Raw genomic sequence first — 24,745 nt, 5'->3', positions numbered from 1 at the left:
GTGCCGGGTTTCACGCATCTGCACACCGTCTCCGGGTTCTCCCTGCGGTACGGCGCCTCCCACCCGGAGCGGCTGGCCGAGCGCGCCGTCGAGCGGGGCATGGACGCCCTCGCCCTCACCGACCGCGACACCCTCGCGGGCACGGTCCGCTTCGCCAAGGCCTGCGCGAGGGCGGGTGTCCGCCCGCTGTTCGGCGCGGACCTGGCGGTGGCCGCCCCCGGACCCGATGCCGGACGCGCGGACACCTCCGTACGCCGGGACCGGCGCCGCACCCCCGTGCGCGGCGGCGCCTTCGTCGACGAGTCGGCCCCGCGGGTGACCTTCCTCGCCCGCGACGGTGCCCGTGGCTGGGCCGACCTGTGCCGCCTCGTCTCCGCCGCCCACACGGCGGAGGACACCCCCCTGCTGCCCTGGACCGAGAACCACGCCGACGGCCTGACCGTCCTGCTCGGCCCCGGCTCCGACGTCGGCCGCGCCCTCGCCGCCGGCCGCCCCGACCGCGCGGCGCGGCTCCTCGCCCCCTGGCGGGAGGTCTACGGCGACGCCCTGCGCCTGGAGGCCGTCTGGCACGGCCGCGAGGGGACCGGCCCCGGCTCCCTGCGCCTGGCCGCCCGCACCGTGGGCTTCGCCGCCGAACAGGACGTCCGCCCGGTGCTCACCAACGCCGTCCGGTACGCCGACCCCGGCCAGGGCCCCGTCGCCGACGTCCTGGACGCCGCCCGCCGCCTCGTCCCGATCGGCGCCGCCGGGGAACCGGACTCCGGCGAGGCCTGGCTCAAGGGCGCGGAGGCCATGCGGCACGCCGCCGAGCGGATCGTCGAGGCCGCGGGCTTCCGGCGCGAGGCCGCCCACCGCCTGCTGGAGCAGACCCGGGCCACGGCCGCCGAGTGCCTGGTCGACCCCGAGGACGACCTCGGCATGGGCGCCGTCCACTTCCCCGAGCCGCACCTCGTCGGCGCCGGCCGCCGCACCGCCCAGCGGGCGCTCGCCTCCCGGGCGGCGGCGGGCATGGTGCTGCGGGGTTACACCGGCCGCCGGGAGTACTGGGAGCGGATGCACCACGAGCTGGACATCATCGCCCACCACGGCTTCGCCTCCTACTTCCTCACGGTCGCCCAGGTCGTGGACGACGTACGGCACATGGGGATCCGGGTCGCGGCGCGCGGCTCCGGCGCGGGCTCCCTCGTCAACCACCTGCTCGGCATCGCCCACGCCGACCCCGTCGAACACGGGCTGCTGATGGAGCGGTTCCTGTCCAAGGAGCGGGTGGTGCTGCCCGATATCGACATCGACGTGGAGTCCGCGCGCCGGCTGGAGGTCTACCGCGCGATCATCGGCCGCTTCGGCACCGAGCGGGTCGCCACGGTCGCCATGCCGGAGACGTACCGGGTGCGCCACGCCATCCGCGACGTGGGCGCCGCCCTGTCCATGGACCCGGCCGAGATCGACCGCGTCGCCAAGTCCTTCCCGCACATCCGCGCCCGCGACGCCCGCGCGGCGCTGGAGGAGCTGCCCGAACTGAGGGAACTGGCGGGGGAGAAGGAGCGGTACGGCAGGCTCTGGGAGCTGGTCGAGGCCCTCGACGCCCTCCCGCGCGGCGTCGCCATGCACCCCTGCGGCGTCCTGCTGTCCGACGCCTCGCTGCTCTCCCGCACGCCGGTCATGCCGACCAGCGGCGAGGGGTTCCCGATGGCGCAGTTCGACAAGGACGACGTCGAGGACCTCGGGCTGCTCAAGCTGGACGTACTCGGCGTGCGGATGCAGTCGGCGATGGCGCACGCGGTCGCCGAGGTGAAGCGGGCCACGGGCGCCGAGGTCGACCTGGACGCCGTACCGGAGGGGGACCCGGAGACGTACCGGCTGATCCGCTCCACCGAGACGCTGGGCTGCTTCCAGATCGAGTCGCCGGGCCAGCGGGACCTGGTGGGACGGCTCCAGCCGGCCGGCTTCCACGACCTGGTGGTCGACATCTCGCTCTTCCGCCCCGGCCCGGTCGCCGCCGACATGGTGCGGCCGTTCATCGAGGCCCGGCACGGACGGGCGCCGGTGCGCTTCCCGCACGAGGACCTGGCGGAGCCGCTGAAGGGGACCTACGGGGTCGTCGTCTTCCACGAGCAGGTCATCGACATCGTGGCGATCATGACCGGCTGCGGGCGCGGCGAGGCGGACCGGGTGCGGCGCGGGCTGTCCGACCCGGAGTCGCAGGGGCGGATCAAGGTGTGGTTCGCCCAGCACGCGGCGGCGAACGGGTACGACGCGGAGACGATCCGGCGGACCTGGGAGATCGTCGAGGCGTTCGGCTCGTACGGCTTCTGCAAGGCGCACGCCGTCGCCTTCGCGGTGCCCACCTACCAGTCCGCGTGGCTGAAGGCCCACCACCCGGCCGCCTTCTACGCCGGACTGCTCACGCACGACCCCGGCATGTACCCCAAGCGGCTGCTGCTGGCGGACGCGCGGCGGCGCGGGGTGCCGATCCTGCCGCTGGACGTGAACAAGTCGGGGGTCGCACACAGGATCGAACTGGTGTCCGAGTCATCGCGCCGGGCGAAGACCTGGGGCCTGCGCCTCGCCCTCTCGGACGTGCACGGCATCAGCGAGGCCGAGGCGAAGCGGATCGCCGAGGGACAGCCCTACGCCTCCCTGCTCGACTTCTGGGAACGCGCCCGCCCCAGCAGGCCGCTGGCCGGGCGGCTCGCCCAGGTCGGCGCGCTGGACGCGTTCGGCGCCAACCGCCGCGACCTGCAACTGCACCTGACCGAACTGCACCGCGGCGCCCGGGGCGGACGCGGTGACCAGCTCCCGCTGCCCGGCGGCCGCCGGACCGCCTCCGCCGGACTGCCCGACCTCACCTCGGCGGAGAAGCTCAGCGCCGAACTGGGCGTGCTCTCCATGGACGCCTCGCGCCACCTGATGGACGACCACCGCACCTTCCTGCGCGAGCTGGGCGTGGTGTCCGCCAAGCGGCTGCGCGAGGCACGGCACGGGGAGACGGTGCTGGTCGCGGGCGCCAAGGCGGCCACCCAGACACCGCCGGTCCGCTCCGGGCGGCGGGTCATCTTCTCCACCCTGGACGACGGCACCGGCCTGGTCGACCTCGCCTTCTTCGACGACTCCCACGACACCTGCGCCCACACCGTCTTCCACTCCTGGCTGCTGCTGGTGCGCGGCGTGGTGCAACGGCGCGGCCCGCGCAGCCTCAGCGTGGTCGGCTCCGCCGCCTGGAACCTCGCCGACCTGCTGGAAGTGCGCCGGGAGGAGGGGCTGGAGGGCGTCGCGGCCCGACTCGCCGGGACGGGCGGAAGCCGGGGCGACGCCCCCGAGGACGGCCCGGCGCGCCGGCGCCTCGCCGGCGCGGACGGACAGCCCGCGCCGGCCGGCTCCGCGGCCCGGGACGCGGGGGAGCGGCGGAAGATCCGCATGTCCACCGGGTACGAGATGCACCCCTGGGCCGATCTGCGTCCCGCGGGCGAAGGGCCCGCGGTGGGAAGGAAGTTGTGGCACCAGAGCCCGGGGAGCGCGGGATGACCGTCCTCTGCGTACGTTTCCGGCTACCGCCGATGTACGAGGCGGCCCTGCCCGAACTGCTCGGCCTCCTGGAGGAGTTCACGCCGGTCGTCGAGGCGCTGCCGCCCGACGGGGCGCTGGCCGACCTGCGGGGCGCCGAACGGTACTTCGGACGCGACGCCGTGGAACTGGCCTCGGTGATCCGCGTCCGCGCCCTCGCGCGGTACGGCGTCGACTGCGTGATCGGCGCCGGCCCGGGACCGATGCTGGCCCGCATGGCCCTGCGCGACGCCCGGCCGGGACTGACCCGCGCGGTGCCCGGGGACGCGGTGCGCGACTTCCTCGCCCCCAGGCCCGTCGCCGCGCTCCCCGGCGTCGGCACCGCGACCGCCCGCACCCTGTGCGAGTACGGCCTCGACACCCTCGGCCGGGTCGCCGCCGCGCCCCTGTCCACGCTCCAGCGCCTGGTCGGCGCGAAGGCCGGCCGCGAGCTGCGCGAGAAGGCGGCCGGCATCGACCGGGGCCGGGTCGTCCCCGACGGGATCTCCCGCTCGCTGTCCGCGGACCGCCCCTTCGACCGCGACGAACTCGACCCCGCCCGGCACCGCCGCGCCCTGCTGTCGGCCGCCGGGGAACTGGGCGCCCGGCTGCGCGCCGTGGACACGGTGTGCCGCACCCTCACCCTCACCGTCCGCTACGCCGACCGCTCGGCCACCACCCGCAGCCGCACCCTGCCGGAGCCCACCGCGCACTCGCCGGCCCTGACCCGGACCGCGTACGCCCTCCACGAGGCGCTCGGTCTCCAGCGCGCCCGGGTCCGCTCGGTCACCCTGCGCGCCGAGGGCCTCACCCCCGCCGAGCAGGCCTCCCACCAGCTCACCTTCGACCCCGTGGACGAGAGGGTCCGCCGTATCGAGGAGGTCGCGGACCGCGCGCGGGCGAAGTTCGGGCCCCGGGCGGTGATGCCGGGGACCCTGGCGGCGTGAGGTCCCCGCCGGCCGGCCCGGACCGCGCCGAGGCGCCCGGTGCGGCCACTCGCGCGGCGCCGGGACAACTACTGTTCGCGGTATGGCGAACGAGGAGACCAGGGCGGCGACCGCCGCCGACGTGCCCGCGGTCGGGGCCGTCACCGACGCGGCGTACCGCCCCTACATCGCGCGCATCGGCGTGGTGCCGCAGCCCATGGAGGCGGACCACGCGGCGGACGTGGCCGCGGGAAAGGTGTTCGTCACGGGCACCCCGGACCGTCCCGTCGCGGGACTGGTGGTGCTGGAGGCGTTCGAGGACCATCTCTTCCTCGACAGCATCGCCGTCCACCCCGACGTGCACGGCACGGGAGTGGGGCGGCGGCTGCTGCGGTTCGTGGACGCGCACGCGCGTGCGCTCGGCCTGCCCGAGGTCAGGCTCTACACGAACGCGTTGATGTGGGAGAACCAGGAGATCTACCCGAAGTACGGGTACGAGGTCGTGGAGCGCCGGGTGGACGGCCCCTACGACCGGATCCACTACCGCAAGCGGCTGCTCTGACGCGTCTCATGGCCGCGCGTCCCGGTCAGTTGTCCGGCCACCAGGTGCGTGCGATGTCCTTGCGGACCTCCGGGCGCCCCGCGGGGCGCTCCTCGGCCTCCTCGCGGACTCGGCGGGCATCGGTCTTCTTCAGGGGCTTCTGCACGGTCAGACGGCGCATGGCTGCCTCCTTACGGATCCACCGGGTTCCGCGTTCTCACGGAGGTAGACCCTTTCCCCGAGACTTCCTCATCGATGCGCGTCTGTCAGTGGCGATTGTCACCATCCTGTGCTGGGGACCCGTCGCCCCAGGTCACGGCCGTTCGCGGGCCCGCGGGGCGCACGGAGGCACGGCCGCACACACCGCGGGACGAACGGCGGTGACGGGACGACCACACCGAGTCGTGACGGCGCGCCGCACGCCCCCCGCCTACGCCAGCAGGTCCGTGAAACCCTCCCCGCGGGCCAGCCGCTCCAGCTCGTCCAGCGCGGCCACGGCGGCCTCCGCGGCCCCCGGATCCCGCTCCGCGAGTCCGCTCTCGGCGAACTCGTCCTCGTCCAGCCGCCGCACGTCCGTGCCGTCCGCGGAGCGCCAGAGGTCCAGGTCGAGGTCCTCCACGACCAGTTCCGTGCCCGTGCGCACGGCGGGGCGCGTGATGTCGCAGTACCAGCCCTTCACCGCGCCCGTGGCGGACCGGACCTCCTTGACGGAGAACCACCGGTCGCGCCAGTAGTACTCGGTGAAGACGTCACCCGCCTCGAAGCGCACGAAGCCGAAGTCGCGCACGCCGGCACCGGCCCAGGGCGCGCGGACCGCGATCCGGGTGCCGTCGTCGTGCAGCAGCTCACCCGGGTAACGGATCTTCGTACGGCCCGCCTTGACGAGGACGACCTCCACCGTGGCCGGTGTCTCAGCCGAGTTCGCGGACATACCGCACCTCCGTCGCGCAGACCTCGTAACCGAGGCCCTTGTTGATGGCGAGCATCGGCCCGTTGCCGGTGTCGTTGCCCGTGAACGCCTCCGTGCACCCGGCGGCGCGGGCGCGGTGCAGGGAGGCCGTCTTGGCGAGCTTGGCCAGTCCCCGGCCGCGGTACGCCCGGGCGGTGCCGGTCATCGCCGTGGAGTACCGCCCGGCCCCGTCGGTGTACGCCACACTGAACGCGACGGGCCGGCCGTCCGCGACCGCGACCGTGGTCAGTTCGCGGTTCAGCAGCGGATGCCGCCAGGACTCCGCGAGCCACGCCTCGTAGTCGGCCAACTCGTAGCCGACGTCGCTCGGTTCGTCCTCCACCGTCTCGGCGTCCAGCTCGAACAGCGGTCGCGGATCGTCCGCGAAGTCGGCGGCCGTGCGCAGTTCCACACCCGGGGGAGGGGACCACGGCGGCGGCAGCGTGCCGCCGGTCAGGTCCAGCCGGAGGAAGTGCGCGCAGCGGCGTCTCTCGTAGCCGTGCCGCTCCGCGAACGCCAGGTTGCCCGGCTCGTCCAGCACCCAGGAGAACAGCTTCTTCGCCCCCACCGCGGCCAGGTACTCCTCGGCCGTGCGCACCAGGAGCCCCCCGGCGCCGTGCCGGACCCGGTCCGGGCGGACGTAGACGTTGAGGAACGCCACCCCCGGCTCCTGGCTGTCGTGGACCAGCCCGACCTGGGCCGTCCCCGTGATCTCCCCGTCCTCCTCCGCGACCAGCGACCGGAAGCGGGCCTCGGCGGGGGTGCGGGTGAGGAGGTGGAGGATCGCCTCGGGGGTCAGGAGGATGTACGGCAGGGCCGCGTGCCGGACCCGGGCGAAGCCCTCCAGGTCGGCCCGGTTTCCGGGGTTCAGATCGCGCACGATGACGGTCATGGGGCCGCACGCTACGCGGCGGGCACGACGGGATGCCTCCGATTTTCCGGCGGGGTGCGGGACAATCACCGGGTGACCCTGAAGATCCACATCGACGACGGCGCCCCGCCCTACGAGCAGGTGCGCGCGCAGATCTCCGAACAGGCCCGGTCGGGCGCGCTGCCGGTGGGCCACCGCCTGCCGACGGTACGGGGACTGGCCGAGTCCCTGGGCCTCGCCGCCAACACGGTCGCCAAGGCGTACCGGGCACTGGAGGCGGACGGGGTGATCGAGACGCGGGGCCGCAACGGCACGTTCGTCGCCGCCGCGGGCTCCGCGGCGGAGCGGGAGCTGGCCTCCGCCGCGCAGGTCTACGCGTCGCGGGCGCGCAGGCTCGGGATCGCCAAGGGGGAAGCGGAGGCCGCCGTGCGGGATGCGCTGCGGGCCGCCTACGGGGCGTGAGCGCCGCTGCGGCGGGCCCCGCGGGTGTCCGCGGGTGCGCCGCGGCTGCCCGCCCGGCCGTGGAACGTCCCGCTCCTCCGCGGCGCTAGCCGGGGGTCCGGGTGGCCGGGAGGCCCGCCCTGCGGGCCAGGTGGGCGAAGGCCGTCGCGTCACGGACGGCCGCCGCGTTCGGGTCGTTGTTGAAGTACGCGTAGACGTCCTCCCGGGGCCAAGCGGCCTCGATGCGGCGGACCCAGGTGGCCAGGGAGCGGCGGCCGTAGTGCGGCCAGGCGGCGGCCCTGCCCTGGTGGAAGCGGACGTAGCCCCAGTCGGCGGTGCGCCACAGCGGGGTGACCGGGCGGGCCAGGACGTCCGCCCAGCACAGCGCCGCGCCCCGCGCCTCCAGCACGGCGCGCACCTCGGGTGTCCACCAGGACTCGTGCCGGGGCTCCACCGCGATCCGGGTGCCGGGCGGGAAGCAGGCCAGACAGGCGTCCAGCAGGGCCGCGTCGGCCCGCAGGGTCGGGGGGAGCTGCAGCAGCACCGGCCCCAGGCGGTCACCCAGGCCGGCCGCGTGGCTCATCAGGCGCTCGACCGGCTCCCGCGGCTCCCGCAGCCGCTTGATGTGGGTGAGGTAGCGGCTCGCCTTGACCGCGACGACGAAGTCCGACGGCACCCGCTCCCGCCATCCCTCGAACGTCTCGCGCGAGGGCAGCCGGTAGAACGCGTTGTTGATCTCGACCGTGGCGAAACCGGCCGCGTACCGCTCCAGCCACAGACGGACCGGCAGGCCGGGCGGGTACAGGACCTCCCGCCAGTCCCGGTACTGCCAGCCCGACGTGCCGACGAACAGGGTCATACCCCCATGGAAGCAGCTACAGGTACAGCCCCGCCTCCGCGCCGTCCCGCGGTTCCGGCAGCGCGGTGGGCGAGGTCCCCCGGCGCAGCGCGAACAGCTCCGCCAGCGTCGCGCCCTCGCGGCCCACGCCCTCCTCGGTGCCGAGCCAGTCCACCGCCTCCCGGCGGGTCAGCGGGCCGACCTCGACGCGGGCCAGGCAGCGGCCCGGGCGGACGACGGCGGGGTGCAGCCGCTCCAGGTCCTCGTTGGTCGTCACCCCGACCAGGACGTTGCGGCCCTGGCCGAGCAGGCCGTCCGTGAGGTTCAGCAGCCGCGACAGGGCCTGTCCGGCCGTGTGCTTCGCCTCGCCGCGGATCAGCTCGTCGCAGTCCTCCAGGAGCAGCAGCCGCCAGCGGCCCTTGCCCGCCGCGTCCTCCTCGCCGATGGCGATGTCCATCAGATAGCCCACGTCGGAGAAGAGCCGCTCGGGATCCAGTACGCAGTCCACCTGGCACCAGTCCCGCCAGGACCGGGCGAGCGTGCGCAGCGCCGACGTCTTGCCGGTGCCGGGCGGCCCGTGCAGGAGCAGCAGCCGGCCCGCGATGTCCTCGGGGGTGGTCCTCATCAGGCGGTCCATCGCCCGGGCGACCGGCGCCGTGTAGTTGGCCCGGACCTCCTCCCACGTGCCGGCGGAGATCTGCCGGGTGGTGCGGTGCGGGCCGCGCCGAGGGGAGACGTACCAGAAGCCCATGGTGACGTTCTCCGGCTGCGGCTCGGGCTCGTCCGCCGCGCCGTCCGTCGTGTCGCCGAGCACCTTCTCGGCCAGGTCGGCGCTGGTCGCCGTCACCGTGACGTCGGCGCCCCGGCTCCAGCGGGAGACCAGCAGCGTCCAGCCGTCGCCCTCGGCCAGGGTCGCGCTGCGGTCGTCGTCGCGGGCGACGCGCAGCACGCGCGCGCCGGGCGGCAGCAGGCCGGCCCCGGGCCGTACGCGGTCGATGTTCACCGCGTGCGAGAAGGGTTGCTCGCCGGTGGCGAAACGGCCGAGGAACAGCGCGTCGACCACGTCGGAGGGGGAGTCGCTGTCGTCGACGTTGAGCCGGATCGGCAGGGCGTCGTGCGGGTTCACGGACATGCCGCCATGATCGGGCCCGCGCCCGCCGTGCGCACCCGGTTTCCCGGACGCGCACGGCGTGCGCGGCACGCGGCGGCCGGCGGTTCAGGCACCGGCCGCCGCCGTTCCCCGCCGCACCTGGCGCGCCCTGCGGAGCACGGCGTACCCCTTGGTGAGAGCGCGGTCCCCGGCGAACGCGCGGCCGATCGCGCGCCCCTCGACGAGCCGGGCGAACTCCTCGGGGCCCGTGCTGCGGCGCACGGTCACCCGCCGCAGGGCGTACGGCCCCTGCCGCCGGTGCGCCAGGCCGTTGCCGACGGCGAGCGCCTGGGCGTACCCCGTCTCGCGCACCGCCCGCCGCACCCGGCGGTCCGAGTAGCCGTACGGGTAGGCGAACGAGGCCGGGGCCGCGCCCAGTCGGTCGGCGATGATCTCCTTGCAGTGGATCAGCTCGAACCGCAGCCGCTCCTCGCCGAGCTGGTCGAGCTGCGGATGCGTATGGCTGTGCCCGCCGATCTCCACGCCGGCCGCGGCCAGTTCGCGGGTCTGCTCCCAGTCGAGCATGGTGTCCGGGGCGCCCCCGGTGTCGTACGGGCCGCGCAGCCAGCCGGTCGTGACGAAGACGGTGGCCGGGAAGCCGTGCTCGGCGAGCACCGGCAGCGCGTACCGGTGCACGCCCTCGTAGCCGTCGTCGAAGGTGATCAGGACGGGCCGGTCCGGCAGCGGGCGGCCGAAGCGCCAGGCGGCGGCCAGGTGCGCGGTGCTCACCGGGGTGAGGCCCCGCTCGGCGATCGCCGCCATCTGCCCGGCGAAGGCCCGCGGCGTCACGGACAGCGCGCGGGTCGCCCTGCCCGGATCGGCCGCGACCGCGTGGTACATGAGCACCGGCACCCGCGCGTCGGCCACGGACACGTCAGCCATGCCCGCCCCCCTCGACGGGCGCCACCGCGAACGCGGCCCCGCCCCGCCGGGCCCGTACGCTGCCCACCACGTAGCCGCCCGCCGCCGTCAGCACCCCGGCGACGATCGCGCCCGCCCGGCCCGCGCCGCCCGGCCGGGCCAGCACGGCGTCGCGCAGCCCGCGCACCACACCGGCCGGCAGGACACGGGTGGCGTACCGGCGTTCGGACTCCAGGCCCTTGCCGGCGCCCACGCTGCGCGCCACGAGGGCCTTGGACAGGCCCTCGGCGTAGGCGCGGGTGCGGAAGTAGCCGAAGTGCTCGCGCGGTTCGGGCACCCGGTGGTGGATCACCGCCCGGTCGTCGATCAGCAGCACCGCGTCGGGCCGGGCGCGGGCCAGCCGGATGCACAGCTCCGTCTCCTCGCAGCCCAGCGGGCGCTTGTCGCCGTCGCGTCCGATGCCGGTGGCGAAGCCGCCCGCCGCGTCGAACGCCTCCCGCCGGAAGGAGGCGTTGCCGCCGAGCACGTTGCGCACCCGCACCCGGCCGGGCGGCAGGCCGCGGTAGGTGCAGCCCACCACCCAGTCGAACTCCTCGGGGAACCAGGCGGGCCGCCGCCCCGACGCCCACACCGGCTCGGTGCGCCCGCCGACGGCCATGACCGCCGGGTCGGCGTAGCCCGCGGCGAAGTGCGCCAGCCAGTCGCGTTCGGCCACGGCGTCGTCGTCGAGGAAGGCGACGACCTCACCGCGCGAGGCGGCGATGCCGGTGTTGCGGCCGGCGGACAGCCCGCGGGGGCCCGGGTTCGCGGACACCCGCACGTCCGGGAGTTCCTCGTACTCCTTCAGCAGCCGGTCCAGGAGCGCCTCGTTGTGGTCGACGACCAGCAGGGTCTCCAGGGCCGGGCGGGACTGTGCCCGCACCGAGGCGACCGCCGCGAGGATGTCCTCCCAGCGGTCCTCGGTGTAGACGCAGATCACCACGGAGATCGTGGGGGAGGGGACGGCAGTGCTCAAGACGCCTTCCTTTGGGCCGGGCCGGCCGACACGAGCGTCGGGGAGTGCGTACGGCTGCGCAGCGCACGCCGGTTGGAGCGCTCCTCGAGGATCACTCTGAGCACCCGCAGCCCGTCCCGCACGGCGCGCAGATTGCTCACGCCGTGGATGCGCAGGTACTCGTGGCTCGGTATCTCCTGCACCTTCAGCCCGGCCTTGACGACCCGGATGTTCATGAGGGTCTCCACCTCGAATCCGGTGCAGTCGAGGTCGATCTTGTCCAGGCAGTGCCGCCAGAACGCGTTGTAGCCGTAGCACAGGTCGGTGTAGCGGGCGCCGAACTTGCGGTTGACGACGGCGCACAGGGCGCGGTTGCCGAGCTTGCGGACGAAGGTCATGTCGTCGGTGCCGCCGCCGTTGGCGAAGCGGGAGCCCTTGGCGAAGTCGGCGCCGGAGACGAGCGCGGAGACGTACGACACGATCTCCTGGCCGTCGGCCGAGCCGTCGGCGTCGACCATGACGATGATGTCACCGGTGCACGCCTGGAAGCCGCTGATCAGCGCGTCTCCCTTGCCCTTGCCGCGCTGTTCGACGACCTTGACGTCCGGCCACAGCTCCCGGGCGACCGCGACGGTGTCGTCGGTGGAGTTGCCGTCCACGAGGACGACCTCGTGGATCCAGTCGGGCAGCGTCTTGAAGACGTAGGGAAGGTTCTCGGCCTCGTTCATCGCGGGGATGACCACGCTCACCGGTGGCGCGATGGCCAGGTGCGAGGAGACGGGCCGGTACGTGCCGGCGGGTGACGGGTCGTTCTCCGTCGCCGCCGGCTGCAGAACTGAGCTCATGAGTCAGGTCCCTCTCGTCCGGCGGACCGCCCGCCCCAGTGGGCGGTCCGGCTCTGTATCCGGTTCGAAAGGGGGGTTCTCACCCGTGGCACGACGGCACGGACCCCCGTGCGTGCCAGGTGAGCTGGCAAAGCCTGTCGACGCCGGGAAGAAAGAAACGGCAGCCGACCGCGCGGCACGGCCCGGCAACCGACGTGGTCACCGAGCACGGCACCCCCCTACCGCGCCCCGCGTGGTCCGCCGCGGCCTCGAGCCCTCCCCTGGGCCGTGTGCCGGCGTACCGGTGCGGGAGATGTCTGACGGTATTGACGTTTGAACCCGTATGGCAAGACCTGGACAGGTTTCGCGTTTGTGTTGTTTTGCCCTCATCTGGACTTCGTGCGGGCGCTCTCGCGCGGTGATGGGTCCCCAGACCGTTCCGCTTTGCCCCCCGAAGCCCAAGATGCCGGGCCTCAATCTGACGCAGTCCGTCGGGGAGCGCAAGACCGCACTGACGTTCCCCCGGTTTTCGTCCGGTTCTGAATGACCGTCAGCCAATTCTTGGCATGGACACTTCCTGTCAACGCGCGTAGCTGATACCACGGTTGGTGCAGAGATCCTGCTAAACGGAGGTGCCATGAGACGTCCTCGTGTTATCGGCTTCCTGACTTCGGTACTCCTCGCCGCCGGCGCCGCCCTCACCGGGGCCGCGACCGCCGAGGCCTCCCAGACCGCCGCCGGCGGCTATGTGGCGCTCGGCGACTCCTACTCCTCCGGGGTCGGAGCCGGCAGCTACATCAGCTCCAGCGGCGACTGCAAGCGCAGCACGAAGGCCCACCCGTACCTGTGGGCGGCCTCGCACTCACCCTCGTCCTTCGACTTCACCGCCTGCTCCGGTGCCCGTACGGGTGATGTTCTCGGCGGACAGCTCGGCCCGCTCAGCTCCTCCACCGGTCTCGTCTCGATCAGCATCGGCGGCAACGACGCCGGGTTCGCCGACGTCATGACGACCTGTGTGCTCCAGTCCGACAGCTCGTGCCTCTCGCGGGTCGACACCGCTCGGGCGTACGTGCAGTCGACCCTCCCCGGCAACCTCGACAGCGTTTACAACGCGATTCGGAGCAAGGCGCCCAACGCCCGCGTCGTCGTGATCGGTTACCCGCGCTTCTACAAGCTCGGCACCTCCTGCGTCGGCCTCTCGGAGACCAAGCGGAAGGCGATCAACGACGCCTCCGACCTGCTCAACGCCACCATCGCCAAGCGGGCCGCCGACCACGGCTTCACCTTCGGCGACGTCCGCTCCACCTTCACCGGGCACGAGATCTGCTCCGGCAGTTCCTGGCTGCACAGCGTGAACTGGCTCAACATCGGCGAGTCGTACCACCCGACGGCCACCGGCCAGTCGAGCGGCTACCTGCCGGTGCTCAACAACGTGGCCTGACCGGAAGCGGAAGGATTTCCGGAAGAGCCGGAGGGGGAGGCTCCGCCCCTTGGGGTCTTCGTCTCCGGCTCACGGGTCACGGAGAACGCCATCAGGTTCGAGGCGGCCGCGGCCGGCTCCCGCACCTCCCCGCGGGCCGTGCACCTCGGCCGCCTCCGCGTGAACGTCGCCGCGACGGCGGTAGGTGCCCCCCGCCCCGCGCGGCGGGGGGCAGCCGTACTTCGTCGGCGGCCGCCTCACGGCGCAGCACGGGGGTGTCCCCTCCGAACGTCCCCGCGGCTCCTCCCGGCGTCCGGTCCCGGTGATTCCTCCCGGAAGCAGCTCAGCCCCGCGCGGATGCCGCCCCCTGGACGTGAAGGGTCCCCCGGAACGTGGGCGCGTGAACCCGCCCGCGCCCCACCGCCCGGGACTCCCGCGTCCCGGCGGCGACACGCCCCGACCGCGCCGGAACCCGGCCGGTCCGAGCGGTCACCGACCGTGACCGCGGCCCCCGCGAGGCCCTCCGCCGGGCCGGAGAACAACCCGGTTGTCCAACTCGCCCTGAAATCGGCCGGATTCGAAGAGTGATCGAAGAGTGATCGTCAACACCCTTACGGGGAAGGTGAATCCTGCGACCGCGATACACGGCTGCCCCACCGGGGAGATAGGGTTACCCTGCCCGGGCCGGGTGGATTCGTACGGGTGGGGAGTGACATGGAACAGATAACAGTACGCACCAGGGCGAGGGTGCCCGCGATCACCTGCGGGAGCAGCGCGACGAGTTCGCGCCTCGACCGCCATCTCGCGGTGCTCGGAGGGCCGGCCCTCCCGCAGCGGGAGACGGTGGAGGCGACGTCGCTGATGCGTGAGCTGACCGCGCGTGCGCCCGCGCACCAGCACAGCAGCAGGGGTGCCCGGGTCCGCCGGGTCTCGCTCTTCGCACCGCTGCGCCGACTGCGCCGCTCGCTCTTCGGCAGCAACTGAGGCCCGCGCCAAGGCGGTTCACACCGCGTCGGCGCGGCGCCGCACACCCGGCCGTCATCCCCACGGCACGCGGCAGCGCCCCGGTGTGACCGCTCGCCGCGGGCAGGATCCCGTCCCGCCGTCTCCCCGCCCGAGGCGTCACGGGCCCACCCCCGGCCCGCTCAGCCCTCCCCGCGTGCGTACCGGCGCACGGCGAGCGGCACGAACACCGCGAGCAGTACCGCACACCAGGCCAGCGACCCCGCGACCGGATGCGCCACCGGCCACGCCGCATCCTCCGGCGCGGGAGCGTTGCCGAACAGATCCCGCAACGCCGTGGTCACCGCACTGATCGGGTTCCACTCGGCGACCGTGCGCAGCCACCCCGGCAGCCCCTCGGTCGGGATGTAGGCGTTGGACAGCAGCGGCAGCACGAACGTCGCCCCGCCGAGCTGACCGGCGGCCTCCTCGCTGCGGGAGAGCAGTCCGAGGTGGATCCCGATCCACGTCGTGGCGAACCGGAACAGCAGCAACAGCCCCACGGCCCCCGCCGCCCGCGCCGCGCCGCCCTCCACCCGCCAGCCCACCGCGAGCCCGACCAGCAGGAACGGCACCGTCCCGACGGCCGTGACCAGCACGTCCGCGACCGACTGCCCGAGCGGCACCGCCGCCCTGCTCACCGGGAGCGTGCGCAGCCGGTCCGTCACCCCCCGGTGCGTGTCCTGGGCGGCCTGGAACATGCCCGTCATGATCCCGTTCGCGGCCGTCGCCACCAGCAGGCCCGGCACCAGGAACGACCGGTACTCCGCGCCCGGCATCGCCAGCGCGCTGCCGAAGACGTAGCCGAAGAACAGCAGCATCGTCACCGGCATCGACTGGGTGAGGATCAGCAGCCCAGGGTTGTTCCGGATCCGCCGGAGCTGGCGGCCCAGCATGGCGGCGCCGTCGTAGGCGGCGCCGTACACCGCGGCCGTTCCCGTCGTCGTGCTCATGCTGCGCGCTCCTTGCTGCCGGTCAGGCGGAGGAAGACGTCGTCGAGGGTCGGCGGGCGCAGGCTCGCGTCCACCAGGGGCACGCCCGCCGCGTCGAGCGCGCGCACCAGACCCGGGAGCGTCAGCGCCGGATCCCTGCTCACCGCGCCGACCGCCCGGCGCTCCCGGTCGAGCACCGGTTCCGCCCCGGTGAGCCGGTCCAGGACCGCCGCGGCCGACGCCATGGCGTCGGCGTCCGCGACCACGGCCTCCGCGTAGGTCCCGACCAGCACCTTGAGCCGGTCCGGTGAGCCCGTGTGCCGCACCCGGCCCCGGTCCACCAGGGCGATGTCGTCGGCGAGCCGGTCGGCCTCCTCCAGGTACTGCGTGGTCAGCAGCACGGTCGTGCCGTCCCGGCGCAGGGCGCGCACCGCGTCCCAGATCTGGTTCCGGCCCGCCGGGTCCAGCCCGGTCGTCGGCTCGTCCAGGAACAGCACCTCGGGACGGCGCACCAGGCTCGCCGCCAGGTCGAGGCGCCGCCGCATACCGCCCGAGAGCGTGGACGCGGGCCGGTCGGCGGCCCCGGTCAGACCGAACCGTTCGAGCAGTTCGTCGACCCGCGCCGAGGCGTTCCGCACCCGGTGCAGCCGGGCGAACAACCGCAGGTTCTGGCGGCCCGTGAGGTCCCCGTCGACCGACGCGTACTGCCCGGTGACACCGATCCGGCGCCGCACGGCCGCCGGCTCCCGCACGAGGTCGTGCCCGGCGATCCGCGCCGAGCCGGCGTCCGGGCGCAGCAGCGTCGTCAGCAGCCGGACCGCCGTCGTCTTGCCCGCCCCGTTCGGCCCCAGCAGTCCACACACCGAGCCCTCGGCCACCGCGAGATCCAGTCCCCGCAGCGCGCGCACGTCGCCGAAGCGCTTCTCCAGACCTTCACTAAGTACAGCGTACGTAGTAGTCATGGGTCGACCATAGCGCACTACGTACGCTGTACGTAACTAGGATGGTGGCCGAGGTGATGAACGATGGCGGGCCGAGCGGCCGTACCCGAAGTGATCTGGGCGCGCCCCGAGCGCACCGGCCGGGGGCCGAAACCGGCGTACACCCGCGCCGACATCGCCGCCGCCGCGGTGCGGATCGCGGACGCCGAGGGCCTCGACGCGGTCTCGATGCGCCGCGTCGCCGCCGAACTGGGCTGCGGCACCATGTCGCTCTACAACTACGTCCCCCGCAAGGAGGACCTGCACGAGCTGATGATGGACGCCGCCGGCGGCGAGCACGAACTGTGGGAGCCGAGCGGCGACTGGCGCGCCGACATGCTCCGGGTCGCCCACCAGACCCGCGCGCTGATGCACCGGCACCCCTGGCTGCCGCGGCTGATGTCCCCGGTCTACGGCTTCAGCCCCAACGCCCTGCGCTACCTGGAGCACTGTCTGGCCTGCCTCGACACCTTCCCGGCGCCCTACGGCACGAAGATGGAACTGGTGGCGATGGTCAACGGCGTCGTGACGACCTACGTCACCAACGAACTCGCCACCGCCGAACGCACCCGCTCCCTGCCCTGGTCCGAGGAGCAGGAGAACGCGGTGCGGATCGCCTACCTGGGCCGGCAGCTCGCGAGCGGCGCCTATCCGCGGCTCGCCGCCTCCTTCGCGGAGGACGCCGGACCGATCGACCTCGAGGCGGTCTTCGTACGGGCCCTGGAACGGGTGCTGGACGGCTTCGCCTAGGCGCGCCCGGCCCGCGGGGCCGGCTACAGCAGTGCCAACTGCCCCTCCGGGCCCTCCTCCCGGGCGTCCAGGACCGAGGCGGGCCGACGGGCCGCGGCGGGGACCGGCAGCACGCCCGCGGCGCGCAGTTCCGAGGCCGTGATCCGCTCCGTCACCGTCAACCCGGCGGCGCGCGGGCGTACTTCGGCCAGCAGGGCGAGGACCGTGATCAGCTCCAGCAGCTCGGAGGTCCAGGTCTGCGGCCAGCCGGACGGGCGGATCGCCGCCAGCGTGCCGGGCGCGCCCTCGGCGGTACGGGCCGCGAACCACCGCTCCAGCACCCGCACCCCGCCCACCTCGAAGTCCCAGGCATCCGGCGGCACGGGGGAGACGCGGCCCTCGTCGAGGTACAGGGCCTCCTCGTCCCGGTCGTAGCGCAGGGCCAGGGGGCGCGGCGGCAGCGGGGCGCGGACGTACGGGCGGCGGCCGCCGGGCAGCCTGGGGCGCTCCCCGTCGCGCCGCATCAGCCACAGCGCGCGCCGGCCCAGGGCCACGCCGTGCTCCCACAGCGCCCGGTCGGCGGTGAGCGGGACCACGGAGCCGGGGCGGAGGGCCGTCACGGCCCACGCCAGCACGTCAAGCGGCTCGGGACGCACGCCGAGCCGGCCGGCCAGGTGGTCCAGCAGCCCGGGGGCGAGATTCGGCTCGCCTCCGCCGGGGCGCCGGTGCAGGGGGCGGACACGGGACGGGCCGAGCAGGGGCAGGTGCGAGGTCGCCAGCAGCAGCGGGCCGGCGGCGTCGGACGCCTCCACCACGAAGACCTGCCGCGCGTCGGCCACCCGCCACAGCTCGGGACGGGCCGCGTCGATCAGCCGGTGGTCGGGGATCAGCCACTGCTCGTCGAAGGGCGCGCGCAGCACCCGTACCGGCTCCGGGCAGGGGCCCGGGGCGCGTGACAGCCGCTCGGTGGTGCCGGACGTGCCCGGCAGCCGTCCGACCGCCGTGTGCGGGGTGCGTGCGCGGGAGGGCTCGAACAGCGCTTCCCGGTCGGGGCCCTCGGCCCGCACCAGGGTGTCCCAGCGGGCCTTCAGGGACGCCGTGTCGGGGGCCGCCGGCCACCCCCGGCCGAGCCGCGGCGGTGCGACGGACCACGGCATGAGGTCCGCCAGCGGCGGGGCGTCCTCGTGCTGCGTCACGCCCGGCATCGTACGACGGGGCGCCGCGCCCTCAGGTGGCATCCAGGGTGACCGTGAAGGAGAAGCGGTCCCCCCGGTAGTGGATGACGGCCACGTCCAGCACCCGGCCCTCGGTGTCGTACGTGATGCCCGTGTAGTGCAGGATCGGGCTGAGCAGCGGGACTTCGAGCAGCCGTGCCGTCTCCGGGTCCGCGAGCCGGGCCTCCACCGTGTCCGTGATCCGGCTGATGTCCATGCCCACCACGTCCCGCAGCACCTTGGTCATCGGCCAGCGGGCCAGGTCGTCCGGGTCGATGCGGGCGGCCAGTTCGGGACGGATCCAGTTGCGGGCGTGGTTGGTGGGCTCACCGGTCTTCTCGTCGCAGCGCAGCCGGTGGTACGTCGCCGCCTCGGCCAGCTCCGGGAAGTACTCGGCGAGTTCGGGCGGGACGGGGGCGGTGCCGTGGTCCAGCAGCTCGGCCTTCATGCCGGACTGCTGGGCCACGATGGCGTCCACCGAGCCCAGCAGCCGCACCGGGGCGCCCCGCCTCGCGTGCGGCTCGATGAACGTCCCCCGCCGGCGGTGGCGCGTGATCAGCCCCTCGTCCTCCAGCTCCTTGAGGGCCTGCCGCATCGTCAGCACGCTCACCCCGTAGTGCCCGGCGAGCTGCTCCTCGGTGGGCAGGCGCAGCGGGTCCCGGGGCGAGCGGCCGAGTATCGAGGCGCGCAGCGACTGCGACACCTGGTACCAGAGCGGCAGCTTGCGGTTCAGGACGATGGAGTCCGGGGCGAAGGAGGTCACGGGCCATCCGTACCGGTAGGGAAACGTCAGTGCAAGGGGCGGAAGTGACGCTCGAGGCCGCGCCAGACGGCGTCGTAGCCCTGCTGGAGGTGTTCGGCGCGGGCCGCCTGGGGCGTGAGGCTCACCGGCCACCGGGTCTCGAACATGAACGCCAGCCCGTCGTCGATCTTCTGCGGCTTCAGCTCGGCCGCGCTCGCCCGGTCGAACGTCTCCCGGTCCGGGCCGTGCGCCGACATCATGTTGTGCAGCGAGCCGCCGCCCGGCACGAAACCCTCGGCCTTCGCGTCGTAGGCGCCCTCGATCAGGCCCATGTACTCGCTCATCACGTTCCGGTGGAAGTACGGCGGCCGGAAGGTGTCCTCGCCCACCAGCCAGCGCGGCGCGAAGACCACGAAGTCGACGCCCGCGAGACCCGGCGTGTCCGACGGGGAGGTGAGCACCGTGAAGATCGACGGGTCCGGGTGGTCGTACGAGATGGTGCCGATGACGTTGAAGCGGCGCAGGTCGTAGACGTACGGCACGTGGTTGCCGTGCCAGGCGACCACGTCGAGGGGGGAGTGGCCGTAGGTCGCGGACCACAGGTTGCCGCAGAACTTGTTGACCACCTCCACCGGGCCCTCCACGTCCTCGTACGCGGCGACCGGGGCCTGGAAGTCCCGCGCGTTGGCGAGGCCGTTGGCGCCGATCGGGCCCAGGTCGGGCAGGGTGAAGGGGGCGCCGTAGTTCTCGCAGACGTAGCCGCGGGCGTCCGCGTCCAGCAGCTCCACCCGGAAGCGCACCCCGCGCGGGATCAGCGCCACATGGCCGGGCTCGGCGTGCAGCAGCCCGAACTCGGTGCGCAGCAGCAGCCCCCCGCGCTCGGGGACGACGAGCAGCTCGCCGTCGGCGTCGCTGAAGACGCGCTCCATGGAGGCGTTGGCGTGGTACAGGTGCACGGCCATGCCGGTGCGCTGGGTGACGTCGCCGTTGCCGCCGAGGGTCCACAGGCCCGCCAGGAAGTCCGTCCCGGCGGCGGGGCCGGGCAGCGGGTTCCAGCGCAGCCGGTTCGGGTCCGGTACGCACTGGGTGAACGGGGCCGTGCGGAGCGCGCCGTTGCCCGTCCGGGTGAACGCGGGGTGCGCGGCCGAGGGGCGGATGCGGTACAGCCACGAGCGCCGGTTGTGCGCCCGCGGCTCGGTGAACGCCGTGCCGCTGAGCTGCTCCGCGTACAGCCCGAGGGGCGCCCGCTGCGGCGAGTTCCGGCCCTCGGGAAGTGCGCCGGGCACGGCCTCGGAACTGTGTTCGTTGCCGAAGCCGGACAGGTAGGTCAGGCCCTCCGCGGTCTTCCGCGCGTCCCCGCTCATCGATCGCTCCCTCGCCAGTGATTCCTATGGCACACCGTAGGATTGCGGTTTCCCGGGCGCAAGAGGGCGTGCGGACCTTCGTCCTCCTCCCCGCGGACGATGACCGGAACCCGTCCCCGGGGGGATACGCGGTGTCGGACCCGTGTTCTACTCTCCCGGCATGTCGTGGACGCGGGGTGCATCCGCCGCGCTCGCGGTCTGTGTCCTGCTGCTGACCGGATCCGCGGGCTGCGGCTCCAGGGGGAGGGAAGAGCCGGTCACCGGGACGACGCCCACGTCGGCGGGCAGGCTCCTCGACCGCACCGACGAGGACGGCCGGCGCTACCGGGAGGCGCACGCCGGGCGCCCGCCCGAGGTCGGCATCGAGGTGGAACCCGCCGCCGGCGACGGCTGGGACGTCCGGCTGACCGTCCGCGCCTTCCGCTTCTCCCCTCGGGGAACACCGGCGCGTGCCGTGCCCGGCCGAGGGGTGGCACACCTCTTCGTCGACGGCGACCTCGTCACCCGCCTGCGCGGACCGCGCCACCGCCTCGCCGCCGGGCTCGTGCCGCGCGGCACCCACCGGGTCACCGCGCGCCTGTACGCGGACGACGGCACCGTCTGGGCCGTCGGCGGGGAGCCGGTGGAGAGCACGGCGGACGTCACCGCCTCGCATGCGCGGCCCGCCGGCGCCACCGAGCCCGCCCCCGGCGGCGCAGAGGGGGAGAAGGCAGACGCGACCCGGCCGAACTCCGCCTGCGCCTCGATCGGTACCGGAAGTAACCGTTCACCCGAGCGTGCCGGAGGGGCATCATGAGGCACGTGCCCCACGCGACCCAGCTCCGCCGCGCCCCCGTGCAGCGGCGCAGCGCCGAACGGCTGACCCGGATCCTCGACGCGTGCGCCGCCCTCCTCGACGAGGCCGGCTACGACGCCCTGAGCACCCGGGCCGTGGCCCAGCGCGCCGGCGTCCCCATCGGCTCCGTGTACCGCTTCTTCGGCAACAAGCGGCAGATGGCCGACGCGCTGGCCCAGCGCAACCTCGAGCGCTACGCCGAACGCGTCACCGAGCGGCTGGCGCGGACGGGCGACCGAGGCTGGCGCGGCGCCCTCGACGCCGTGCTCGACGAGTACCTGGCGATGAAGCGGACCGCGCCCGGTTTCTCCCTCGTCGACTTCGGCAACCAGATCCCCGTCGGCGACCGCCAGGCCGAGCCCAACCACCGCGTCGCCGACCAGCTCACCGAACTGCTCGCCGGCCACCTCGGCCGCACCCCCGACGAGGACCTGCGCCGCGCCTTCCTGGTCGCCGTGGAGACCGCCGACACCCTCGTCCAGCTCGCCTTCCGGATGGCCCCGGACGGGGACGAGGCGATCATCGCGGAGGCGCGGGAGTTGCTGACGGCGTACCTGGAGCGGGTGCTGGGCTGAGGCACGGGAGCCCACCCCCGTGACCGGATCTTGACCACGCCTGACCTGAGCAGAGCCGTGACCTGGAGTTTTGCGCTTATTGCTCGCATGTCAACGTCTTGTTAACGCTGCTCGACGGCCCCTAACGTCGCTCGCACCGCCTGCCCCGGTGGGATGTTCAAGGGCGAACGTTAGGTACTCATTCATGCTGACCATCCTCGGCTTCGCCATGATCGCGACCTTCCTGGTCCTGATCATGATGAAGAAGATGTCGCCGATCGCGGCGCTCGTACTGATCCCCTCGCTGTTCTGCGTGTTCGTCGGCAAGGGCGCCCAGCTCGGCGACTACGTCATCGACGGCGTGTCCAGCCTCGCCCCCACCGCGGCGATGCTCATGTTCGCGATCGTCTACTTCGGTGTGATGATCGATGTCGGGCTGTTCGACCCGGTCGTCCGCGCGATCCTGAAATTCTGCAAGGCCGACCCGATGCGGATCGTCGTCGGCACCGCGCTGCTCGCCGCGATCGTCTCCCTCGACGGCGACGGCTCCACCACCTTCATGATCACCGTCTCGGCGATGTACCCGCTCTACAAGCGCCTCAAGATGAGCCTGGTCGTGATGACGGGCGTCGCCGCCATGGCGAACGGCGTGATGAACACCCTGCCGTGGGGCGGCCCCACCGCCCGCGCCGCCACCGCGCTGAAGGTCGACGCCTCCGACATCTTCGTGCCCATGATCCCGGCCCTGGCCGTCGGCCTGGCCGCCGTCGTCGCCCTGGCCTACGTCCTCGGTCTGCGCGAGCGCCGGCGGCTCGGCACCCTGACGCTGGACGAGGCGCTGGTGCGCGAGGACGAGACCGAGACGGTGCTGGTCGGCGCCGGCGCGGGCACGGCGGTCGCCGAGGGCCCCGGCACGGCTTCCCGGGGCGGGTCCGGTGCGGGCGCCGGAGCCGGTGCCGGCAAGGCGTCCGGCCACGGCGGCGAGGGAACGACGGGCGACGACTTCCAGGGCCTCGACCCCCACCGGGCCACGCTGCGGCCCAAGCTGTACTGGTTCAACGCGCTGCTCACGGTCGTCCTGCTGACCGCCATGATCATGGAGTGGCTGCCGATCCCGGTGCTGTTCCTGATCGGCGCCGCGCTCGCGCTCACCGTCAACTTCCCGCACATCCCCGACCAGAAGGCCCGCATCGCGGCCCACGCCGACAACGTCCTCAACGTCTCCGGCATGGTCTTCGCCGCCGCCGTCTTCACCGGCGTCCTCACCGGCACCGGCATGGTCGACCACATGGCCAGGTGGCTGGTCGACACCATCCCCGACGGCATGGGCCCGCACATGGGCCTGGTCACCGGCCTGCTGAGCCTGCCGCTCACCTACTTCATGTCCAACGACGGCTTCTACTTCGGTGTCCTGCCGGTGCTCGCCGAGGCCGGGCAGGCGCACGGGGTCTCCGCCCTGGAGATCGCCCGCGCCTCCATCGTCGGCCAGCCGCTGCACATGTCCAGCCCGCTCGTCCCCGCCGTGTACGTCCTGGTCGGCATGGCCAAGGTCGAGTTCGGCGACCACACCCGGTTCGTGGTGAAGTGGGCGGTCCTCACCAGCCTGGTGATCCTCGCGGCGGGCATCCTGTTCGGCATCATCTGACGATCGCCCCCGGCATCACCCGACGATCGGCCCGGCGCCGCTCAGGTGCCGGGCCCGTACCCGGAAGGACACGACCATGGGGCCCGGTGGGAACCGGGGCTGGCTGCTCCGCCTCGTCATCGCCTTCGGCTTCGCGCAGGGGGCGGTGTCGATGGCCCGGCCCGCCGTCTCCTACCGGGCCCTCGCCCTGGGCGCGGACGAGACGGCGGTCGGCGTCATCGCCGGCGTCTACGCGCTGCTGCCGCTGTTCGCCGCCGTACCGCTCGGCCGCCGCACCGACCACGGCCGCTGCGCCCCGCTGCTGCCCGCCGGCGTCGTCCTGATCGCCGGCGGCTGCGCGCTGAGCGGCCTCGCCGGGTCGCTGTGGGCGATGGCGCTGTGGAGCGGCGTCATGGGCCTCGGGCACCTCTGCTTCGTCATCGGCGCCCAGTCGCTGGTCGCCCGCCAGTCCGCGCCGCACGAACAGGACCGCAACTTCGGCCACTTCACCATCGGGGCCTCGCTCGGCCAGCTCATCGGCCCCGTCGCGGCGGGCGCCCTGATCGGCGGCCGGGACATGGCGGGCAGCAGCGCCCTCGCCCTGGTCGTCGCCGGAGCGGGCGCGGCGGTCGCCCTCACGTCCCTGTGGCGGATCGAGCACCCGGCGGCGCCCGGGGCCCGCACCGGGCGGGGCGAGCGCGTCCCCGTGCTCGGCATCCTGCGCGCCCGGGGGGTGCCCGCGGGCATCCTGATCAGCCTCTCCGTGCTGTCCGCGACCGACATCCTCACCGCCTACCTGCCGGTGGTCGGCGAGCACCGCGGCATCGCCCCCGCCGTGATCGGCGTCCTCCTCAGCCTGCGGGCCGCCGCCACGATCGCCTGCCGGCTCGTGCTGACGCCCCTGCTGCGGTGGCTCGGCCGCACCGCCCTGCTCACGGTCACCTGCCTGCTGGCGGCGGTGCTGTGCGCCGGGGTCGCGCTGCCGGTGCCGGTGTGGGTGCTGGGGCTGATGCTCGTCGCCCTCGGCTTCTGCCTGGGCGTCGGCCAGCCGCTGTCCATGACGACCGTCGTCCAGGCGGCCCCCGCCGAGGCCCGCTCCACCGCCCTCGCCCTGCGCCTGACCGGCAACCGCCTCGGCCAGGTCGCCGCGCCCGCGGCGGCCGGTCTGATCGCCGGTGCCGCGGGCGTGGCCGCGCCGTTCGTGATGCTCGGGGCGCTGCTCCTGCTCTCCTCGGGCACGGCCCTGCGTTCCCGGTCCGCCCGCCCGCACGGTGACGCCGCCCCCGCCGAGGGCACCCGGCGCACCCGCCCGCCGCGCCGTTCGCCGCGTTGACCGCCGCGCCGCTGTCGCCGGGGAGCGGGTGAACGGGGCGCGGCGGGGGCTGGCAGGATGTCGCCCGTGGGTTCGGCG

Annotated in this window: 24 protein-coding genes; 11 read left to right on the top strand and 13 right to left on the bottom strand. The window is 73.9% G+C overall.

Features of this window, described 5'->3' with window-relative positions; all coding sequences use genetic code 11:
• The 3 genes from ACH499_RS32295 (at position 1) to ACH499_RS32285 (ending at position 5,031) form a co-directional block, all read left to right on the top strand.
• Positions 1–3,525 carry a DNA polymerase III subunit alpha gene (locus tag ACH499_RS32295; RefSeq protein WP_399020358.1) on the top strand — a complete coding sequence of 1,175 codons (3,525 nt, stop codon included), beginning with the start codon at positions 1–3 and terminating at the stop codon, positions 3,523–3,525.
• Positions 3,522–4,490: a DNA polymerase thumb domain-containing protein gene (locus tag ACH499_RS32290; protein WP_399020356.1), complete on the top strand. Its 969-nt coding sequence runs from the start codon at positions 3,522–3,524 to the stop codon at positions 4,488–4,490. The genes ACH499_RS32295 and ACH499_RS32290 overlap by 4 nt, the downstream gene beginning before the upstream one ends.
• Positions 4,491–4,572: 82 nt before the next feature.
• Positions 4,573–5,031, top strand: a complete 459-nt coding sequence (locus ACH499_RS32285; RefSeq protein WP_356204652.1) for a GNAT family N-acetyltransferase — start codon at positions 4,573–4,575, stop codon at positions 5,029–5,031.
• A 25-nt stretch (positions 5,032–5,056) separates the two neighbouring features.
• Here ACH499_RS32285 and ACH499_RS32280 read toward each other — a convergent pair whose 3' ends face one another.
• The 3 genes from ACH499_RS32280 to ACH499_RS32270 all read right to left on the bottom strand — a co-directional run bounded on the left by ACH499_RS32280 (position 5,057) and on the right by ACH499_RS32270 (position 6,851).
• Positions 5,057–5,191, bottom strand: coding sequence for a hypothetical protein (locus ACH499_RS32280; protein ID WP_356204654.1), 135 nt, complete (start codon positions 5,189–5,191; stop codon positions 5,057–5,059).
• A gap of 249 nt (positions 5,192–5,440) precedes the next feature.
• Positions 5,441–5,941 (bottom strand): DUF402 domain-containing protein, encoded by a 501-nt coding sequence (locus ACH499_RS32275; RefSeq protein WP_365602756.1) that lies wholly within the window; start codon positions 5,939–5,941, stop codon positions 5,441–5,443.
• Entirely contained in the window at positions 5,922–6,851 is a 930-nt protein-coding gene (locus ACH499_RS32270; RefSeq protein ID WP_399020353.1) for a GNAT family N-acetyltransferase, read from the bottom strand. The genes ACH499_RS32275 and ACH499_RS32270 overlap by 20 nt, the downstream gene beginning before the upstream one ends.
• A gap of 72 nt (positions 6,852–6,923) precedes the next feature.
• Between ACH499_RS32270 and ACH499_RS32265 the strand changes: the two genes are divergently transcribed.
• A complete protein-coding gene (locus ACH499_RS32265; RefSeq protein WP_356204659.1) occupies positions 6,924–7,292 on the top strand; it encodes a GntR family transcriptional regulator in 369 nt (122 codons plus the stop codon).
• 85 nt (positions 7,293–7,377) lie between these two features.
• Here ACH499_RS32265 and ACH499_RS32260 read toward each other — a convergent pair whose 3' ends face one another.
• The 5 genes from ACH499_RS32260 to ACH499_RS32240 all read right to left on the bottom strand — a co-directional run bounded on the left by ACH499_RS32260 (position 7,378) and on the right by ACH499_RS32240 (position 11,959).
• A complete protein-coding gene (locus tag ACH499_RS32260; protein ID WP_356204661.1) occupies positions 7,378–8,130 on the bottom strand; it encodes a DUF72 domain-containing protein in 753 nt (250 codons plus the stop codon).
• A gap of 16 nt (positions 8,131–8,146) precedes the next feature.
• Complete coding sequence (locus ACH499_RS32255; RefSeq protein ID WP_399020351.1) at positions 8,147–9,241, bottom strand: DUF5925 domain-containing protein; 1,095 nt, start codon at positions 9,239–9,241, stop codon at positions 8,147–8,149.
• 84 nt (positions 9,242–9,325) lie between these two features.
• Positions 9,326–10,141 carry a polysaccharide deacetylase family protein gene (locus ACH499_RS32250; RefSeq protein ID WP_399020349.1) on the bottom strand — a complete coding sequence of 272 codons (816 nt, stop codon included), beginning with the start codon at positions 10,139–10,141 and terminating at the stop codon, positions 9,326–9,328.
• Positions 10,134–11,135 (bottom strand): glycosyltransferase family 2 protein, encoded by a 1,002-nt coding sequence (locus ACH499_RS32245; protein WP_399020347.1) that lies wholly within the window; start codon positions 11,133–11,135, stop codon positions 10,134–10,136. The genes ACH499_RS32250 and ACH499_RS32245 overlap by 8 nt, the downstream gene beginning before the upstream one ends.
• Positions 11,132–11,959, bottom strand: coding sequence for a glycosyltransferase family 2 protein (locus tag ACH499_RS32240; protein ID WP_356204668.1), 828 nt, complete (start codon positions 11,957–11,959; stop codon positions 11,132–11,134). Before ACH499_RS32240 ends, ACH499_RS32245 begins: the two co-directional genes overlap by 4 nt.
• A 616-nt stretch (positions 11,960–12,575) precedes the next feature.
• Between ACH499_RS32240 and ACH499_RS32235 the strand changes: the two genes are divergently transcribed.
• Together ACH499_RS32235 and ACH499_RS32230 are read left to right on the top strand one after the other, a co-directional pair.
• Positions 12,576–13,379, top strand: coding sequence for an SGNH/GDSL hydrolase family protein (locus tag ACH499_RS32235; protein ID WP_356204670.1), 804 nt, complete (start codon positions 12,576–12,578; stop codon positions 13,377–13,379).
• A 693-nt stretch (positions 13,380–14,072) separates the two neighbouring features.
• Entirely contained in the window at positions 14,073–14,342 is a 270-nt protein-coding gene (locus ACH499_RS32230) for a hypothetical protein (RefSeq protein WP_356204672.1), read from the top strand.
• A 161-nt stretch (positions 14,343–14,503) separates the two neighbouring features.
• Here ACH499_RS32230 and ACH499_RS32225 read toward each other — a convergent pair whose 3' ends face one another.
• Positions 14,504–15,313, bottom strand: coding sequence for an ABC transporter permease (locus ACH499_RS32225; RefSeq protein ID WP_399020344.1), 810 nt, complete (start codon positions 15,311–15,313; stop codon positions 14,504–14,506).
• Entirely contained in the window at positions 15,310–16,254 is a 945-nt protein-coding gene (locus ACH499_RS32220) for an ATP-binding cassette domain-containing protein (RefSeq protein ID WP_399020342.1), read from the bottom strand. The genes ACH499_RS32225 and ACH499_RS32220 overlap by 4 nt, the downstream gene beginning before the upstream one ends.
• Before the next feature lie 63 nt (positions 16,255–16,317).
• On the opposite strand from ACH499_RS32220, the gene ACH499_RS32215 reads away from it, so the two are divergent.
• Positions 16,318–17,022: a TetR/AcrR family transcriptional regulator gene (locus ACH499_RS32215; RefSeq protein ID WP_365602725.1), complete on the top strand. Its 705-nt coding sequence runs from the start codon at positions 16,318–16,320 to the stop codon at positions 17,020–17,022.
• A gap of 23 nt (positions 17,023–17,045) precedes the next feature.
• Here ACH499_RS32215 and ACH499_RS32210 read toward each other — a convergent pair whose 3' ends face one another.
• The 3 genes from ACH499_RS32210 to hmgA are packed head-to-tail and all read right to left on the bottom strand — an operon-like array spanning position 17,046 to position 20,321.
• Positions 17,046–18,206: a type ISP restriction/modification enzyme gene (locus ACH499_RS32210; RefSeq protein ID WP_399020340.1), complete on the bottom strand. Its 1,161-nt coding sequence runs from the start codon at positions 18,204–18,206 to the stop codon at positions 17,046–17,048.
• 22 nt (positions 18,207–18,228) lie between these two features.
• Positions 18,229–18,978: a GntR family transcriptional regulator gene (locus ACH499_RS32205; RefSeq protein WP_356204678.1), complete on the bottom strand. Its 750-nt coding sequence runs from the start codon at positions 18,976–18,978 to the stop codon at positions 18,229–18,231.
• A 26-nt stretch (positions 18,979–19,004) separates the two neighbouring features.
• Complete coding sequence (hmgA, locus tag ACH499_RS32200; RefSeq protein ID WP_399020338.1) at positions 19,005–20,321, bottom strand: homogentisate 1,2-dioxygenase; 1,317 nt, start codon at positions 20,319–20,321, stop codon at positions 19,005–19,007.
• A gap of 160 nt (positions 20,322–20,481) precedes the next feature.
• On the opposite strand from hmgA, the gene ACH499_RS32195 reads away from it, so the two are divergent.
• The 4 genes from ACH499_RS32195 (at position 20,482) to ACH499_RS32180 (ending at position 24,667) form a co-directional block, all read left to right on the top strand.
• Positions 20,482–21,117 carry a hypothetical protein gene (locus ACH499_RS32195; RefSeq protein ID WP_399020336.1) on the top strand — a complete coding sequence of 212 codons (636 nt, stop codon included), beginning with the start codon at positions 20,482–20,484 and terminating at the stop codon, positions 21,115–21,117.
• Positions 21,114–21,731: a TetR/AcrR family transcriptional regulator gene (locus ACH499_RS32190; protein WP_356204683.1), complete on the top strand. Its 618-nt coding sequence runs from the start codon at positions 21,114–21,116 to the stop codon at positions 21,729–21,731. Before ACH499_RS32195 ends, ACH499_RS32190 begins: the two co-directional genes overlap by 4 nt.
• A 184-nt stretch (positions 21,732–21,915) precedes the next feature.
• Entirely contained in the window at positions 21,916–23,355 is a 1,440-nt protein-coding gene (locus tag ACH499_RS32185) for a CitMHS family transporter (RefSeq protein WP_399020334.1), read from the top strand.
• A gap of 76 nt (positions 23,356–23,431) precedes the next feature.
• On the top strand, positions 23,432–24,667 hold the full coding sequence (locus ACH499_RS32180) for an MFS transporter (protein ID WP_399020332.1): 1,236 nt from the start codon (positions 23,432–23,434) through the stop codon (positions 24,665–24,667).
• Positions 24,668–24,745: the final 78 nt, after the last annotated feature.

It is taken from the genome of Streptomyces sp. NPDC018947 (assembly GCF_044390505.1).
GTDB lineage: Bacteria > Actinomycetota > Actinomycetes > Streptomycetales > Streptomycetaceae > Streptomyces.
Note: the sequence above shows the minus strand (reverse complement) of the source record. Positions and strands in the feature narration are given on the sequence as shown.

Excerpts from the sequence above, each read along its gene's own strand:
- ACH499_RS32250 (WP_399020349.1), bottom strand. The coding sequence starts at position 10,141 with ATGGCTGACGTGTCCGTGGCCGACGCGCGGGTGCCGGTGCTCATGTAC.
- ACH499_RS32195 (WP_399020336.1), top strand. The coding sequence starts at position 20,482 with ATGTCGTGGACGCGGGGTGCATCCGCCGCGCTCGCGGTCTGTGTCCTG.
- ACH499_RS32275 (WP_365602756.1), bottom strand. The coding sequence starts at position 5,941 with ATGTCCGCGAACTCGGCTGAGACACCGGCCACGGTGGAGGTCGTCCTC.
- ACH499_RS32225 (WP_399020344.1), bottom strand. The coding sequence starts at position 15,313 with ATGAGCACGACGACGGGAACGGCCGCGGTGTACGGCGCCGCCTACGAC.
- ACH499_RS32240 (WP_356204668.1), bottom strand. The coding sequence starts at position 11,959 with ATGAGCTCAGTTCTGCAGCCGGCGGCGACGGAGAACGACCCGTCACCC.
- ACH499_RS32260 (WP_356204661.1), bottom strand. The coding sequence starts at position 8,130 with ATGACCCTGTTCGTCGGCACGTCGGGCTGGCAGTACCGGGACTGGCGG.
- ACH499_RS32220 (WP_399020342.1), bottom strand. The coding sequence starts at position 16,254 with ATGACTACTACGTACGCTGTACTTAGTGAAGGTCTGGAGAAGCGCTTC.
- ACH499_RS32180 (WP_399020332.1), top strand. The coding sequence starts at position 23,432 with ATGGGGCCCGGTGGGAACCGGGGCTGGCTGCTCCGCCTCGTCATCGCC.
- ACH499_RS32270 (WP_399020353.1), bottom strand. The coding sequence starts at position 6,851 with ATGACCGTCATCGTGCGCGATCTGAACCCCGGAAACCGGGCCGACCTG.
- ACH499_RS32255 (WP_399020351.1), bottom strand. The coding sequence starts at position 9,241 with ATGTCCGTGAACCCGCACGACGCCCTGCCGATCCGGCTCAACGTCGAC.
- ACH499_RS32210 (WP_399020340.1), bottom strand. The coding sequence starts at position 18,206 with ATGCCGGGCGTGACGCAGCACGAGGACGCCCCGCCGCTGGCGGACCTC.
- ACH499_RS32215 (WP_365602725.1), top strand. The coding sequence starts at position 16,318 with ATGGCGGGCCGAGCGGCCGTACCCGAAGTGATCTGGGCGCGCCCCGAG.
- ACH499_RS32285 (WP_356204652.1), top strand. The coding sequence starts at position 4,573 with ATGGCGAACGAGGAGACCAGGGCGGCGACCGCCGCCGACGTGCCCGCG.
- ACH499_RS32280 (WP_356204654.1), bottom strand. The coding sequence starts at position 5,191 with ATGCGCCGTCTGACCGTGCAGAAGCCCCTGAAGAAGACCGATGCCCGC.
- ACH499_RS32230 (WP_356204672.1), top strand. The coding sequence starts at position 14,073 with ATGGAACAGATAACAGTACGCACCAGGGCGAGGGTGCCCGCGATCACC.
- ACH499_RS32190 (WP_356204683.1), top strand. The coding sequence starts at position 21,114 with ATGAGGCACGTGCCCCACGCGACCCAGCTCCGCCGCGCCCCCGTGCAG.
- ACH499_RS32290 (WP_399020356.1), top strand. The coding sequence starts at position 3,522 with ATGACCGTCCTCTGCGTACGTTTCCGGCTACCGCCGATGTACGAGGCG.
- hmgA (WP_399020338.1), bottom strand. The coding sequence starts at position 20,321 with ATGAGCGGGGACGCGCGGAAGACCGCGGAGGGCCTGACCTACCTGTCC.
- ACH499_RS32235 (WP_356204670.1), top strand. The coding sequence starts at position 12,576 with ATGAGACGTCCTCGTGTTATCGGCTTCCTGACTTCGGTACTCCTCGCC.
- ACH499_RS32185 (WP_399020334.1), top strand. The coding sequence starts at position 21,916 with ATGCTGACCATCCTCGGCTTCGCCATGATCGCGACCTTCCTGGTCCTG.